Raw genomic sequence first — 14,146 nt, 5'->3', positions numbered from 1 at the left:
TTACTCCTCCTTCACCGCGTCGGGCACAAACTGCTCTGGCGCATTGCGGAAACGGTCATAGTTGGCTTCAGAGGAGAAGAACCAGGTTTTACCGCCATAGCTGTATTTGTAGTCGGCGCGGGTGTTGGTCAGGGTGGAGCCATCCACCGGGTCGGTGACGTTAATCGTCAGGACGGTAGAGAAATAGTTACCTCCGCCGGCCAGCGCCGCGCCGGGTATCGTCAGCTGTTTGTCATCGTTGCGCCAGCCGTCGATCGGCACCGGGTTACAGCCGCCGGGCTTGCCAATCGAGGGGATAAAAATGTGCACACCGCAGGCGACACAAATCACCTGATTGCCTTCCATAACGTAGCCCTGATCGCCGCACAGCAGGCAGGCGTCAAACACCACGCCAAAGCGCAGCTTATCGGGATAGCGGTTAATGATAAAAAAGCGAATCGCTTTGCCGTCGTCCGCCACCCAGACGAAGCGATGCAGTTTGCCATCTCGAACCTGCTCGACCGGAATATGCACCTGGCCGTCGGCGGCCAGCGTAACCGCCTGCGCCTCGGACAAGCGCGGCGGCTGCGAAGCCACCAGATTCCACCATAGCTGGCCGCCGATAATCGCCAGCGCGCAGCAAACGGTGGTCAACCACAAACGGCTGGCTTTACGGCGTTCGGCCAGCGCAAGGCGGCGGGAGATGGGGGCCTCCGCGGCTTTAACCGCCCGATAATAGCGGCGTAGCGCCGGGATCCAGCACAGACACAGCAGCAGCAGTATCGCGGCGGCGGCCCAGTTATACATCGCCGCGTTGTTGGTCACCCTGGCGACAAAGCTCAGCAGCGGTTTCAGCAGCGGTAGCACCTGTAGCTTCATCAACAGCAGCAGCAGGTTACCGCCGAGCGGTAGCCACAGCAGGACCAACAGCAGCAGGGCCAGCGGCCAGTAGAAGCCGCGCATTCTGCGCAGCAGCATGGCGCAGAGCGCGCAGGCAAGGCACAGCAGCGCGAACGCCGCAGCCAGCGCGGTGATATTCAGCAGCAGATCGGTGTTCAGAACGTGCGTGGAGGTCAATCCGCCCAGGTTCGGGTCCAGCGCCCAGTGCCGGGCTGCGCCGAAAGTGAGGAGCCATTGCCACAGATAGCGAACGCGCGGCGAAGACCAGCTGAAGCTCAGTAAAAACAGCAGCGATACGAGGATTTCAGCGCCGACCAGCAGAAGCTCCAGCGTCTGGCTCGGGCGAATATACAACCCGGTCAGTAGTCCGCAGCCCAGCGCGGTAAGCAGCGTCCAGACCAGCGGACGCAGGACGGGAGGCGCGCCGCGCGCCCAGAGTACGGCGGAAAGCAGCGCAATGCAGGAAAAGGCCTGTAGCGTCGTGACGAAAAAATAGCTCATGACTTTAACTCAGTACGGCGGATGAATAACACGCCGCAGGATGACCGCCCGGCCATCCTGCGTGAAAACACTCGCATCTGAGGATGCTGAGACTGATGACAACCCTGCTTTAACGATGGCGTCGCATTTCTGGCGGCTAACGCCTCACTCTGCTTACAAAAAAGTAATATCAGCAAGTTATGCGTTACCACAGGATCGCGAATGCGAAACGGAGATTTGCAGCAGAGCGCGCTTTGTCAACAATCTGAGCCTCCGGAGACGCTTAGTTCAGACCGACATATTTAAACTCATAGCTCACATCAAACGGCTTCCACCAGCGGCCGACGCCGGTTTCGCTATCGGTATGGCGGTGCATCCCGGCTTTCGACGGCGGATCAATGTGGTAGGTGACTTTATAGTTACCCACGCCCATCATCTTGATGTTCGCGCCGTAGTGCGGGCCGTCGCTCGCCACCATCGGCATAAAGGTGCCTTCCTGTTTTTCGCCGGTATCGCTATTGACCAGGGTGTAGGAGATCGTCAGATAAGGGATCCATTCACCTGCGCCAAAACCATTTTTACCGCCTTCTACCGCGTGAATATCCGCTTCCAGATGGATATCCGACTTCGCTGCCGGCAGCCCCATGCCGCGCGGCTCCATATCAATAGGCTGCAGGTAAACCGCGGCGATCTCCATTTCATTCATGGTGACCGGCTCGCCGGCCGGATACTCTTTAAAGGCCAGCGCCGCGGGCGCGGTGAAGATACTGGCCAGGGTGGCGCTGATCATCAGGGTCTTCTTCATGGTCATCTGACTCATCCTCTCGTCTTAAAATGGTTAGCAATGCGTTTTTATGGTTTCAGCGGGTGCCTGACGACGGCGCATGATCCATAGCGCCGCCAGCGCCGCGAGCAGCAATATGCCCTGCGGCAATAGCGTTTCCACATAGGGGTAAATTCCCAGCCAGCTGATTTCCGGTATTCCGGCGATCAGCGTTGGCTGAAATAGTTTGCCCTCCACCAGTTCCAGTACCCCTTTTCCGGCGAAGACAAACGCCATCAGGTACATAAAACCGCCGGTGAACAGGAAGAAGGGTTTGAGCGGTAGCCGGACCACCGAGTAGCGCATGACGAGCCAGGCGATCAGCAGAACGACACAGCCGATAACAAACCCGGCGCCGATGGCAAGATGGCCCGGCAGCCCCTGGGCATCGCCAATCAGGGCGTAATAGAACAGCACCGTTTCGGCCCCCTCGCGGTAGACCGCAAGGAAGCTGGTTAACCACAGTCCCACCAGCGAACCGCGCGACAGCGAATGGGAGAGTTTGCCCTCAAGCCAGGCCTTCCAGTGGCGGGCTTCAACTTTGGACAGTAGCCAGTAGCTCATAAGGAACAGCATCACTACCGCAATCAGCATAGTGATCCCCTCCAGCAGCTCGCGGCTGGCGCCGGATTGAGTAAACAGCAGCTGGAAGATAAACGCCGTCGCCACGCTGGCGACCAGCGCCACCATCACCGACTGGCGGATCAGCGGCAGTTTGTCGTGATGGTTGTTTTTAACCAGATACGCGACGATAGCCGCCACAATCAGCAGCGCTTCCAGCCCTTCGCGCACGATGATCATCAGGCTATAGAGCAGCAGGCTCCACTGGGTCTCTTCGCCTTCGCCAAGCATGGTGACCGCTTTTTGCAGATCCGCCTCAAGGGCGGCGGCTTCCGCGGCCAGCCTCTCCTGCGGCTGTCCGGCCTTCATCAGGCTGACCATACGGGTAAAATGGGCCTCCAGAGAAGTTTTAAAGGCCGCATCGCGAGAACCGATTTTGTTCTCCATCCCGGTGGCTTCAAAGCGGTCGAAATAGATGTCCTGTACGTCGAGGATCGCCTCCTGCCCTTCCCCATTTTGATAGCGCGTTAGCGCGGCGTTGATGCTCTGGTTAATCCCCTGGGCGACGCTTGCCCAGTCCGCGCGGGCGGTCGTTTCATCAGCCAGCGCGGCGTTATCGGCGCCAGAGGGAGCGCCCATCGGCCGATCGTCGCGGGTGGTTGGCAGACCCGGCAGAATGTCTTCCAGATCCTGTAATAGCGTGGTGACCTGATACGACACCTCGTTCAGGCGGTCAGGCTGGGCGGCCAGAGTCAGCAGCGCGCTAAACTGTTGGTTAATGGCGGCCGCTTCCTTCGCCGAGCGATTTTGCCGCACCGAGGTTTCCATTCCGGAGTTTTTAAATCCCTGATACTGCGCCTGCTGCACCTGCTGGCTGGCCTGCGCGTAGTTGCCGGCCTGATACTCCGTTACCGCCTGCGCCAGCCTGTCGTCAAGGGTGCGGAAGCTCTCCTGCCAGTGCTGCGCAATGTCATCGCGCGTAAGCGCGGTATGCTGCTCTTCCGCCACCAGCCGATGCCCGCCGTCCAGCACCGGCTCAACTTCACGCAGCGCCTGCTTCAGCCCGTCGATACGTGCCTGCACCTCGCCGATCGGTTTGCCTTCACCGATCATGCGGCGGATCTCGCCGAAAGTGCTCTCCATCTCGTAGCTCTTACGCGCCGAGATATTGATCCGAATTGGCCCTTCAAGGTTTTCAAACACTTCAAAGTAGGCCATTTGCACTTCGCGCCGCGCGTCGGTATTTTTTTGCTGCTGATAAAGTTCTGCCGTTTTATCAAGACGTTGCTCGATATCTTCGATATAAGGCGCATACTGGGTCTGCGCCATCGCGCACGCGCTGCCAAACAACAGGCTCAACAGCATCAGCAGCAGGAAGGAACGAGGGCCGGTCATGACAAATCCCTTGCGAGTTAATGATAATGATTATCGTTGTCATTTTTACTCGCAATGTACATGACCTGGATCATGAAAATGTCAACCTGTGACAATTTATGTAAAATGTTGCAAAGAAATAATTATTAATAACTATCCGTTATTAGCGCGTGAGTGACGCCTGGCTTGCGCGAAATAGCTGTCGTGAGCGCATAAAAAAACCGGCGCGATCTTCGCGCCGGTTATGGAGCATATTTTGGCTTGTGCGATATTAACGGCGTAATATCTCAGGGTTATGCTGTAGCTGCCGGAGAAAATTACCGTAGCCCTGCTCACCCACCCAATAATTAATACTCTTCTCGACGCCGACGGAGGTTAACGTCGCGCCGCTGATACCATCCACGGTGTAATCATCGTGCTGGCCAGGAGTATTTTGTACGACCTTCAGCGCCGGCTGGCCGTTATTATCGCGTATTTTTTTGCCCGGCCATTGGCGACGCCATTCGGGATCTGTCACGCGCGCGCCCAGCAGCGGCGTCTCATTTTGCTGATAATACAGCAGGTCTTTTACCGTGCGACCATCGGTAGCCAGCGCGATCAAGCCATACATCATCGATTTTGCCCCTTTACCGTAAAAGGGCAGTATAACCTGCTGAATTTCATTATCATTATTGCGAATAAGATAAACCACTGCCCGCGGGCAGCGCTGGCGAATGGGCGTCGGGTTCTGCGCTACTGCCGGTTCACCGCAGCCTTTTTGCCCAGCGGTATCCTCTCCCGGCGCAACAAACTGGCCGCTATCCAGATTAACCTGACGGACGATCACCCGTTTTGCATAGAGCGATTTCAGCGCCTGCGGATCGCGAGGTTCGTTGCCGGTTAAACCCGCCACCTGCAGTACCGCATTTTCTGTCGCCGCATTTTCCGGTACGGCATAATTGTCTTTGGACAGTAAAAACCAGGCGACAACAATTGCAAAAATAAGAATACAAAACACCATCAAAATTAAAACAATAATTTTACCTTTACGCATGCGCTTCATTTTCCCATCGGTTGGCATCCTTAATACAGAGTGCAATCATTTGCCTCTGGCTGTCCAGAGCTGATGATAATTATTATCGTTATCATTAATTCTGCGGAGCGCCAAAGCCGGCGGGATAAATATCCCCGACTGCAGAGAAAAATATCTCCCCCCTATTTTTTATTTCTCCCCTGTTCTCTGGAGATGATCGCCCAGCGTAACGACAGCCGCGCGCAAACCTTGATCTTCGCCGTTGCTCAGCGCAGCATGGAACGGCAAACACACTAAAACAATAATCCGCAACCCACTCACAGGAGAGAATCAGTGCAAACAGGACATCGCTTCCAGGCCACGGATCTGCATCATTTTGTTAAAACCCTTTTCGCCCATATGGGAAGCTCCCCCACCGAAGCGTCGCTTATCGCCGACCATCTGGTTGCCGCCAACCTGGCCGGGCATGACTCCCACGGCGTAGGCATGATCCCGAGCTACGTACGATCCCACGCGCAGGGCTATCTGCAGCTCAACCGCCACGCCAGCGTGATGAAGGACGCGGGTGCGGTTGTCACGCTGGACGGCAACGGCGGCTTCGGCCAGGTCGTGGCCCATGAAGCCATGCAGATCGGTATTGAGAAGGCGAAACAGCACGGTATGGCCGCCGTGGCGCTGCGCAATGCGCATCATATTGGCCGCATCGGCTACTGGGCGGAACAGTGCGCCGCCGCCGGAATGATCTCTATCCATTTCGTAAACGTGGTTGGCAACGTGATGGTCGCCCCGTTCCGCGGCAAAGATAGCCGCTTCGGCACGAACCCGCTGTGCGTGGTTTTTCCGCGCGCCGGCCATCCGCCGCTGCTGCTGGATTACGCCACCAGCGCCATCGCTTTTGGTAAAACCCGCGTTGCCTGGCATAAAGGCGTGCCGGTCCCCGCGGGGTCGCTGATCGACGCTCGCGGCGTCCCCACGACCGACCCGGCGGTGATGCAGACGTCGCCGCTGGGGGCGCTGCTGACCTTTGCCGAACACAAAGGCTACGCGCTGGCGACGCTGTGCGAAATTATCGGCGGCGCGGTATCCGGCGGTAAAACCTCGCATCAGGAGACCCTGCAGGGCAGCGTGGACGCTATCTTCAACTGCATGACCACCATTATTCTCAGCCCGGAAGCGTTCGATGCGCCGGATATGCAGCGCGAGACCGAAGCGTTTATCGACTGGTGTAAACAGTCGCCGCACGAGCCGGACGCGCCGATTCTGGCCCCGGGCGAGTGGGAAGAGGCTAACCGCCAGCAGCGCCTGGCGGAGGGCATTCCGCTGGACGCCGGAAGCTGGCAGGCGATTTGCGCCGCCGCCGAAGAAGTTGGTTTACCCGCCGACACCCTCGCGCGGCTGCGGCAGAAGCTGGCCTGATTTTCCCGCCATGACGCCCGCCCGGGCGTCATGTCATCGTCATTAGTGTCGACATCACTGCCGCCATCTCTTTTTCGAACAAATATTATCTTTATATTCAATGTATTAATTATTGGCACGCGCTGTGCATAACGCTTGCGTCATTTGCCGGTACGCTGGCTTATGGCGCCCTGACACCGGCGGGCCGGGCCCGGTCTGTCCGTTGTTGTTTATTCACTGTTAACAGGTCTGTTACTGATGAAAAAAATCACGAGCGTTTGCCCTTATTGCGGGGCCGGTTGCAAACTTAAGCTGGTCGTCGAAAACAATAAAATTATCCGAGCCGAAGCCGCTGATGGCGTCACCAACCAAAATCAGCTGTGCCTTAAAGGCTATTACGGCTGGGATTTTCTCAACGATACCCAGCTGCTGACGCCGCGTCTGCAGCAGCCGATGATTCGCTATCAAAAAGGCGGCAAATTCACCCCGGTAAGCTGGGATGAAGCTATCCGCTATACGGCGAAAAAACTGCGTGAAATAAAGGAGAAGCATGGCCCGCGCGCCATTATGACGACCGGTTCATCCCGCGGTACCGGCAATGAAACCAACTATGTGATGCAGAAGTTCGCCCGCGGCGTGCTCCACACCAATAACGTCGACTGCTGCGCCCGCGTCTGCCACGGCCCGTCGGTAGCCGGACTTCAGCTGGCGCTGGGTAACGGCGCGATGAGCAACTCGATCAGCGATATCGAAAACTCAAAATGCCTGCTGGTCTTCGGCTATAACTGCGCCGACTCTCACCCTATCGTCGCCCGCCGGGTGATTAAAGCCCGGGAAAACGGCGCGAAAATCATCGTCTGCGACCCGCGCCGTATCGAAACCGCGCGCATCGCCGATCGCCATCTGCAGCTCAACAACGGCAGCAATATGGCGCTGGTCAACGCCTTCGCCCACGTCCTGCTGGAAGAGGATCTCTATAACCACGATTACGTCGACCGTTTTACCGAGGGGCTGGACGCCTATCGCGAAACGGTAAAAGACTATTCACCTGAAGCCGTTGAGGAGATAGTCGGCGTGCCGGCCGCTGAAATTCGCCAGGCGATGCGCATGTTTGCCGCCGCCCCCTCCGCGACCATCATGTGGGGCATGGGCGTCACCCAGTTCGGCCAGGCGGTGGACGTCGTCAGAGGGCTGGCCAGCCTCGCGCTGTTAACCGGTAACCTCGGACGCGCCAACGTCGGCGTAGGCCCGGTGCGCGGGCAAAACAACGTTCAGGGCGCCTGCGATATGGGCGTATTGCCAAATATGTTCCCCGGATACCAGGACGTCACCGACGCCAGCGTTCGCGATAAGTTTGCTAAAGCATGGGGCGTTAACCCGGCGGTCATGGACGACCAGGTCGGCACCCGAATCACCGAAGTGCCGCACAAAGCGCTGGCCGGCGAAATCAAAGCCTACTACATCATGGGGGAAGATCCGCTGCAAACGGAAGCCGATTTGGGCCTGGTGCGCAAAGGGATTGAGGCGCTCGATTTCGTGGTGGTGCAGGATATCTTTATGACCAAAACCGCAGAGATCGCCGATGTGCTGCTGCCCGCCACCTCCTGGGGCGAACACGGCGGCGTCTTCACCTGCGCCGATCGCGGTTTCCAGCGCTTCGAGCAGGCGGTTATTGCCACCGGCAACGTTAAGCGCGACTGGGAAATCATTTGCCTGCTGGCCAGCGAAATGGGCTACCCGATGCATTACGACAATAACCAGCAAATCTGGGACGAAATGCGCGAGCTTTGCCCCCTGTTCTACGGCGTCACTTATGAAAAAATGGGCGATATGAACCACGTACAGTGGCCGTGTCCGACGCTGGATCACCCCGGAACGCCGTGGCTGTATAAAGATAATCTCTTCGACACGCCGACCGGCAAAGGCCAGCTGTTTGCCGCCCCGTGGCGAGCGCCGGCCGAAACCCCGGATGAAGCCTACCCGCTGGTGCTCTGTACCGTGCGCGAAGTGGGCCACTACTCGTGCCGTTCGATGACCGGTAACTGCGCGGCCCTGCAGTCGCTTGCCGATGAGCCGGGCCGGGTGCAAATCAATCGCGCCGACGCGCAGCGCCTCGGCATCGCCGATCAGCAGCTGGTGTGGGTGAGCTCGCGACGCGGTAAGGTGATTACCCGCGCCGACATTAGCGATCGCATTAACCAGGGCGCGGTGTATATGACCTACCAGTGGTGGGTGGGTGCCTGTAACGAGCTGACGCAGGATAATCTCGATCCGATCTCGAAAACGCCGGAAACCAAATATTGTGCGGTGAAGGTAGAGGCTATTGCGGATCAGCGCTGGGCCGAGCAGTATGCATGGAACAGCTACAGCGAGATGAAAGCCCGCCTGAAAGCGGCCGTGAACGTGTAAAACACCGGAGGGAGAGACGCGCTTCTCCCTCCATATCAAGTTTTGCTCCCGGGGGCGGCGCGCAACGCGCCTTGCCCGGGCTACGGGTTCAGTGCCGTCTGCGGGCCGGTAGCCCGAACAGATGCGCAGTATCGCCTCGGGGATCGGTCTCTTACGCCAGCAGCGTCTCCACCAGCGTCGTCCACAGCGCCACGCCGTGCGGAATCAGTTCATCGTTAAAATCATAGCCGGCATTATGCAGCGGCTTTGACGCCGTCTCGCCATCGGTGCCGATCCAGAAATAAGCGCCCGGGCAGGCCTCCAGCATACAGGCAAAATCTTCCGACGCCATGGACGGATTACCGTTCCAGATCACCGCCGACTCGCCCAGAAGCGCACTCGCCACCTCACGAACCTTCTGCGCTTCGGCAGGATGGTTGGTGGTCACCGGATAGCCGGGATACCAGGCGATTTTGCCTTCCACGTCTGATACCTGCGGCTGGGCGGCGACATAGCTCTCGATCAGCCCCCTGACCCGCTCGCGCACCTGGTTGTTCAGGCAGCGAAAGGTGCCGCGCAGCACGACTTTATCCGGCAGCACGTTAATCGCCTCCCCGCCGGAAATCTGGGTAATGCTTACCACCGTGGATTCCTGCGGCGACAGGCGGCGCGACGGAATGGTTTGCAGCGCCATAATCAGCTGTGCCGCGGCGACAATCGGGTCCGCCCCGCGCTCCGGCATCGCCGCATGGCAGCTCTTGCCGGTCAGGGTGATTTCAAACGCATCGAGAGAGGCCATCATCGCTCCGCTGCCGATCGCCACCTGGCCCAGCGGCATACCCGGCCAGTTGTGCAGCGCGTAAATGGCATCCATCGGGAAGCGCGCAAACAGCCCCTCTTCCACCATTTTACGCGCGCCGCCCAGGTTCTCTTCAGCAGGCTGAAAAACAAAGTGCACGGTGCCGCGAAAGCATCGGGTCTGCGCCAGATGGGCCGCCGTCGCCAGCAGCATCGCGCTATGGCCGTCGTGGCCGCAGGCGTGCATCACGCCCGGGTTTCGCGATTTATAGCCGACGTCGCTCAGCTCGGTTATCGGCAGCGCATCCATATCGGCCCGCAGGCCAATTACCGGACCGGGGCCGTTCTCCAGCGTCGCGACCACGCCCGTACCCGCCAGCCCGCGATGCACCTGAAGGCCAAATGAAGCGAGCAGTTCAGCCACCCGGCGCGACGTTTCCTGTTCCTGATACCCCAGCTCAGGGCAAGCATGAAAATCACGTCGCCAGCGAATGGCCTCGGCGATCAGTGAAGGGGACACAGCCATGACATACTCCTTTCCTGCACAGCTTCAGCGCTGAACGAGTGTTTTATGCGATTTTTTAGGGCTACGGGTAACCCGCTAGCCTATTGGTTATATCCTTTCGCCCGCTCGCTGACAACTTCCGCCAAACCCAGCGCCAACGCGCCCCTGCGCGGCATCGGCCTGCACTGCGTTTTTTTGTAGTCATATCAACGGTGACATAAGGCGTGCGATTAATTATTATGCAGCTATACTGGCGTTTTGCCGAATAATTCACTCTACAGACCTCCTTAACCGAAAATAAAATGTTCAACCCAGAGCAGAATCGTCTTGCCCCCACGCTGGCGATGATCATGGCGGCTTCATTAGTGGGATTTATCACCGGATACACGGTGCCCTTAATCAGTCTGGAGCTGGCGCAGCAGCAGATTGATACCGTTTACGTCGGCCTGCTGGCCGCGCTTCCGCCAGCGGGGATGATGATCTCCTCCTTCCTCTCACCCGCGCTGTGCCGGCGTTTCGAGATGGGGCTTCTGCTCTCCGTCAGCCTGGTGGCGCTGGCGGCAGCTACGATCGCCTCCTGCCTGTCGTTTGATATGCTTCATCTCCTGCTGCCGCGTCTGGTGACCGGCCTGGCGTCAGGGGTAATTATCGTCATTGGCGAAAGCTGGATCACCGGCGGCGCGGCGGGGAAAAATCGGGCCACCCTGACCGGCATTTATGCCTCCGCCTTTACCGGCTGTCAGCTGGCGGGGCCGCTGCTGATCTCCGCCGGAGAGGCCTGGCAATCCTGGACGCTGCTGCTGGTCGGCGTGGTGACCCTCGCCTGCCTGCTGATGCTGCGCCACCTGCCAACCGGCAGCCGCGAACGGCTGGCGGAACGGGCCAGCTGGCGCAGCCTCGGCGCTTTTTTACCGGTGCTGGCTTCCGGCGTTTTCTGCTTTGCCTTTTTTGATGCCAGCATACTGGCGCTGCTGCCGCTTTACGGTATGGATAAAGGGCTGAATGAAGTGACGGCGGTATTGCTGGTTACGGTAGTACTTACCGGCGATGCCGTATTTCAGGCGCCGCTGGGCTGGATTGCCGACCGCTTCGGCATCCGCCGCGTACATCTGACCTGCGCAATGGTCTTCTGCCTCGCCCTGCTGGCCCTGCCGTTCCTGCTGGCATCGTACATCCAGCTGATTGTCGGCTGCCTGATTCTCGGCGCCGCGGCGGGGGCACTCTATACCCTATCGCTGGTCCGCGCCGGGAAAACCTTCTCCGGGCAGAAGCTGATTATGATCAACGCCCTGCTGGGCTTCTTTTGGTCTGCAGGCAGCGTGGCCGGCCCGGTGGTCAGCGGCTTGTTGATTAGCGTCTCGGGCTATGACGGCCTGCTTATCACGCTGTTTGTCAGCGGCGCGCTGTTCCTGCTGATTCAATGCCTGGGTAAAAACGAAAAAGCGCTACTGGCGGACGAACGTGAGCGCGAAGAAGAGAGGGATGATATTCGCGAGGCGGCGCAGTAACGCTTAAGGGCAGTCACGGTTTGACAGAACGAAAGCGCCCTCATCGCCCGCGTAAGGTCTTCTCCCCGGCAGCGCCGTCGCGCGCCGGGGCCGGGAGTCGTTACAGCACTTTACTTAAAAACGCGGCGGTGCGCGGGTTAGTCGGCGCGCCAAAGATCTGCGCCGGTTTACCCTCTTCCTGAATGATGCCCTGGTCGATAAAGATAACCCGGTCGGCCACTTCACGGGCAAAGCCCATCTCGTGGGTTACGATCACCATGGTCATCCCTTCGCTGGCGAGATTTTTCATCACCTCCAGCACGTCGCCCACCAGCTCAGGATCGAGCGCCGAAGTGGGCTCATCAAACAGCATAATCGATGGCTTCATCGCCAGCGCGCGCGCGATGGCCACGCGCTGCTGCTGGCCGCCGGAAAGGCTGGAGGGCCAGGCGTCGCGCTTATCGCTCAGTCCGACTTTCGCCAACAGCTCTTCCGCCAGATGCGTTGCCTCCGCACGCGCCATGCCGCGCAGGCTCATCGGGGCCATAATCAGGTTTTCCAGCACCGTTTTGTGCGGGAACAGATTGAAGCGCTGAAAAACCATACCAACGCTTTCCCGCATCTTATTCAGGTCGGTCGCGCGATCGTGAGCGGCATAGCCGTTCACCTCGACTTCGCCTTCGCTAACGGTTTCCAGCGCGTTCATGCAGCGCAGGAAGGTGCTTTTCCCGGAACCGGACGGCCCAATGATACAGACTACTTCCTGTGGCTTAATATCGCAGCTGATGCCGCGCAGAACGTGGCTGTCGCCGAAGCGCTTGTGTAAATTATGAATGTGAATCACTTTTGCCAAACCTCTTTTCCAGACGGTTAACCAGCTGCGCCAGCAGGAAAGTAATAACCCAGTACACCAGAGAGATGGTCAGGTAGGGTTCCCAGTAGGTGGCGTAAGCGCCGGAAACGGTGCGCGCGGCGTAGGCCAGGTCCGCCAGACCAATAGCCGACGCCAGCGAGGAGTCCTTGACGATGGCGATGGCGTTGTTGCCCAGCGGCGGCAGTATGCGGCGAAACGCCTGCGGCAGAATCACCTGACGCATGGTTTTCCACCACGGCATTCCCAGCGCGCGGGAAGCTTCCATTTGCCCCTTATCGATCGACTGGATCCCGGCGCGGAAGATCTCCGACACGTAAGCCCCGGCGTTCAGCGTAATCGCCACGATACAGGAGAGAAACGCGCCATAGTTTGAGCGCAGCTCGCGGGCAAAATCGGCGCTCATCATGCCGCTGGTCACCAGCAAACCGTCGCGGGGATTGATAAACAGCGGCACCAGCGCAAAGTGCACCACCATAATTTGCACGAACAGCGGCGTGCCGCGAAACGCGCTGACGTAAAAGCGCACCGGAAACTGCACCAGGTAACGCAGAACGTACTTCCATACCCCATGTTCGGCTTTCGCCATGCGCCCCAGCCCGAGGGTCAGCCCCCACAGGGTGCCGAGGATCACGCAGATAATGGTACATTTAATGGTCATCAGGGCACCGTCCATAAACAGCGGACCGTACTCCTCAATGATCTCCCAACGGAATCCCGTCATAGCCCTTCCCTAAAAAATACGGCTATCGCCAGTGTCGATAGCCGTGATGAAAACAAAAATCGAATTATTGCTGCGCTGGCAGTGTCGGAACGTTCTCGTCGAACCAGGTTTTATAGATTTTGGCGTAAGTGCCGTCAGCGACGATCTTCTGTAAACCGGCGTTTATTTTCGCCTGCAGCTCGCTGTTGCCTTTGGCCACCGCGATGCCGAAATACTGGCGCTCAAATTTGGCATCCGGCACCAGCTTGAACTGCTTCTCGGGGTGCTGCTTAATGTAATATTTCACCACGCCGACGTCGCCGACCGCGGCGCTTACGCCGTCTTCAAACAGCTCCTGCAGCATCAGCGGGGTATTATCAAAACGCTTGATTGACGTGCTGTTCTTACCCAGTACCTCGGAAACCACAATATCGCCGGTGCTGGAGTTCACCACGCCGACTTTCTCATTTTTCAGCGCCTCAAGGGAGGTGACTTTCGAATCCGCCGGCACGACGATGGACTGCTCAGCCGGGAAATAAGGGGCGGAGAAATCCACCATTTGCTTACGCTTATCGGTGATGGTGATCCCGGAAATAATAATGTCGCGATCGCCGGTACTGAGGGTGGCGAAGATCCCTTCCCACGGCGTATTGACCAGTTTGATATCAAAGCCTTCCGCTTTGGCGATCGCTTTAATGATATCGATATCAAAACCTTCCAGCTGTTTTTGGCTGTTCTCAAATTCAAACGGGCGATAGGTGCCGCCGGAGCCCACCACATACGTTTGCTGAGCCGCCTGAGCGGTGCCGATCATTGCTGCCACCAGGCAACATGCTTTCATCCAGTTCTTAACCATGACAACTCCGTTTT

Annotated in this window: 11 protein-coding genes; 3 read left to right on the top strand and 8 right to left on the bottom strand. The window is 58.2% G+C overall.

Annotated elements, in window-relative coordinates; genetic code table 11:
- From KO1_RS03220 to nqrC, 4 genes are all read right to left on the bottom strand, one after another.
- Entirely contained in the window at positions 1-1,380 is a 1,380-nt protein-coding gene (locus KO1_RS03220) for a Fe-S-containing protein (RefSeq protein WP_024274301.1), read from the bottom strand.
- 262 nt (positions 1,381-1,642) lie between these two features.
- Positions 1,643-2,170, bottom strand: a complete 528-nt coding sequence (locus KO1_RS03215) for an iron transporter (RefSeq protein WP_004102822.1) — start codon at positions 2,168-2,170, stop codon at positions 1,643-1,645.
- A 27-nt stretch (positions 2,171-2,197) separates the two neighbouring features.
- A complete protein-coding gene (locus KO1_RS03210) occupies positions 2,198-4,138 on the bottom strand; it encodes an FTR1 family iron permease (protein ID WP_017145719.1) in 1,941 nt (646 codons plus the stop codon).
- A 250-nt stretch (positions 4,139-4,388) separates the two neighbouring features.
- On the bottom strand, positions 4,389-5,150 hold the full coding sequence (gene nqrC / locus KO1_RS03205; protein WP_024274302.1) for an NADH:ubiquinone reductase (Na(+)-transporting) subunit C: 762 nt from the start codon (positions 5,148-5,150) through the stop codon (positions 4,389-4,391).
- 312 nt (positions 5,151-5,462) lie between these two features.
- Here nqrC and KO1_RS03200 point away from each other — a divergent pair, with 312 nt between their 5' ends.
- Positions 5,463-6,545, top strand: a complete 1,083-nt coding sequence (locus tag KO1_RS03200) for a malate/lactate/ureidoglycolate dehydrogenase (RefSeq protein ID WP_004102825.1) — start codon at positions 5,463-5,465, stop codon at positions 6,543-6,545.
- Between the two features lie 237 nt (positions 6,546-6,782).
- A complete protein-coding gene (fdhF, locus tag KO1_RS03195) occupies positions 6,783-8,933 on the top strand; it encodes a formate dehydrogenase subunit alpha (protein WP_016809484.1) in 2,151 nt (716 codons plus the stop codon).
- 151 nt (positions 8,934-9,084) lie between these two features.
- On the opposite strand, the gene KO1_RS03190 is transcribed toward fdhF, so the two are convergent.
- On the bottom strand, positions 9,085-10,236 hold the full coding sequence (locus KO1_RS03190; RefSeq protein ID WP_023321150.1) for a M20 aminoacylase family protein: 1,152 nt from the start codon (positions 10,234-10,236) through the stop codon (positions 9,085-9,087).
- 281 nt (positions 10,237-10,517) lie between these two features.
- Here KO1_RS03190 and KO1_RS03185 point away from each other — a divergent pair, with 281 nt between their 5' ends.
- Complete coding sequence (locus tag KO1_RS03185) at positions 10,518-11,723, top strand: MFS transporter (RefSeq protein ID WP_004102828.1); 1,206 nt, start codon at positions 10,518-10,520, stop codon at positions 11,721-11,723.
- A 100-nt stretch (positions 11,724-11,823) separates the two neighbouring features.
- Here KO1_RS03185 and KO1_RS03180 read toward each other — a convergent pair whose 3' ends face one another.
- The 3 genes from KO1_RS03180 to KO1_RS03170 all read right to left on the bottom strand — a co-directional run bounded on the left by KO1_RS03180 (position 11,824) and on the right by KO1_RS03170 (position 14,132).
- On the bottom strand, positions 11,824-12,546 hold the full coding sequence (locus KO1_RS03180) for an amino acid ABC transporter ATP-binding protein (protein WP_004102830.1): 723 nt from the start codon (positions 12,544-12,546) through the stop codon (positions 11,824-11,826).
- Positions 12,530-13,297, bottom strand: coding sequence for an amino acid ABC transporter permease (locus KO1_RS03175; protein ID WP_004102832.1), 768 nt, complete (start codon positions 13,295-13,297; stop codon positions 12,530-12,532). The genes KO1_RS03180 and KO1_RS03175 overlap by 17 nt, the downstream gene beginning before the upstream one ends.
- Before the next feature lie 64 nt (positions 13,298-13,361).
- Positions 13,362-14,132: a basic amino acid ABC transporter substrate-binding protein gene (locus KO1_RS03170; protein WP_004102835.1), complete on the bottom strand. Its 771-nt coding sequence runs from the start codon at positions 14,130-14,132 to the stop codon at positions 13,362-13,364.
- Positions 14,133-14,146: the final 14 nt, after the last annotated feature.

It is taken from the genome of Klebsiella oxytoca NBRC 105695, from assembly GCF_001598695.1.
Taxonomy (GTDB): domain Bacteria; phylum Pseudomonadota; class Gammaproteobacteria; order Enterobacterales; family Enterobacteriaceae; genus Klebsiella; species Klebsiella oxytoca.
The sequence above is the reverse complement of the archived record's forward strand: the minus strand, read 5'-3'. Positions and strand labels throughout refer to the sequence as shown.

What these genes read in the sequence shown, in the direction of transcription:
- KO1_RS03220 (WP_024274301.1), bottom strand. Translation starts at nt 1,380, where the DNA reads ATGAGCTATTTTTTCGTCACGACGCTACAGGCCTTTTCCTGCATTGCG.
- KO1_RS03215 (WP_004102822.1), bottom strand. Translation starts at nt 2,170, where the DNA reads ATGACCATGAAGAAGACCCTGATGATCAGCGCCACCCTGGCCAGTATC.
- KO1_RS03210 (WP_017145719.1), bottom strand. Translation starts at nt 4,138, where the DNA reads ATGACCGGCCCTCGTTCCTTCCTGCTGCTGATGCTGTTGAGCCTGTTG.
- nqrC (WP_024274302.1), bottom strand. Translation starts at nt 5,150, where the DNA reads ATGCGTAAAGGTAAAATTATTGTTTTAATTTTGATGGTGTTTTGTATT.
- fdhF (WP_016809484.1), top strand. Translation starts at nt 6,783, where the DNA reads ATGAAAAAAATCACGAGCGTTTGCCCTTATTGCGGGGCCGGTTGCAAA.
- KO1_RS03190 (WP_023321150.1), bottom strand. Translation starts at nt 10,236, where the DNA reads ATGGCTGTGTCCCCTTCACTGATCGCCGAGGCCATTCGCTGGCGACGT.
- KO1_RS03185 (WP_004102828.1), top strand. Translation starts at nt 10,518, where the DNA reads ATGTTCAACCCAGAGCAGAATCGTCTTGCCCCCACGCTGGCGATGATC.
- KO1_RS03175 (WP_004102832.1), bottom strand. Translation starts at nt 13,297, where the DNA reads ATGACGGGATTCCGTTGGGAGATCATTGAGGAGTACGGTCCGCTGTTT.
- KO1_RS03170 (WP_004102835.1), bottom strand. Translation starts at nt 14,132, where the DNA reads ATGGTTAAGAACTGGATGAAAGCATGTTGCCTGGTGGCAGCAATGATC.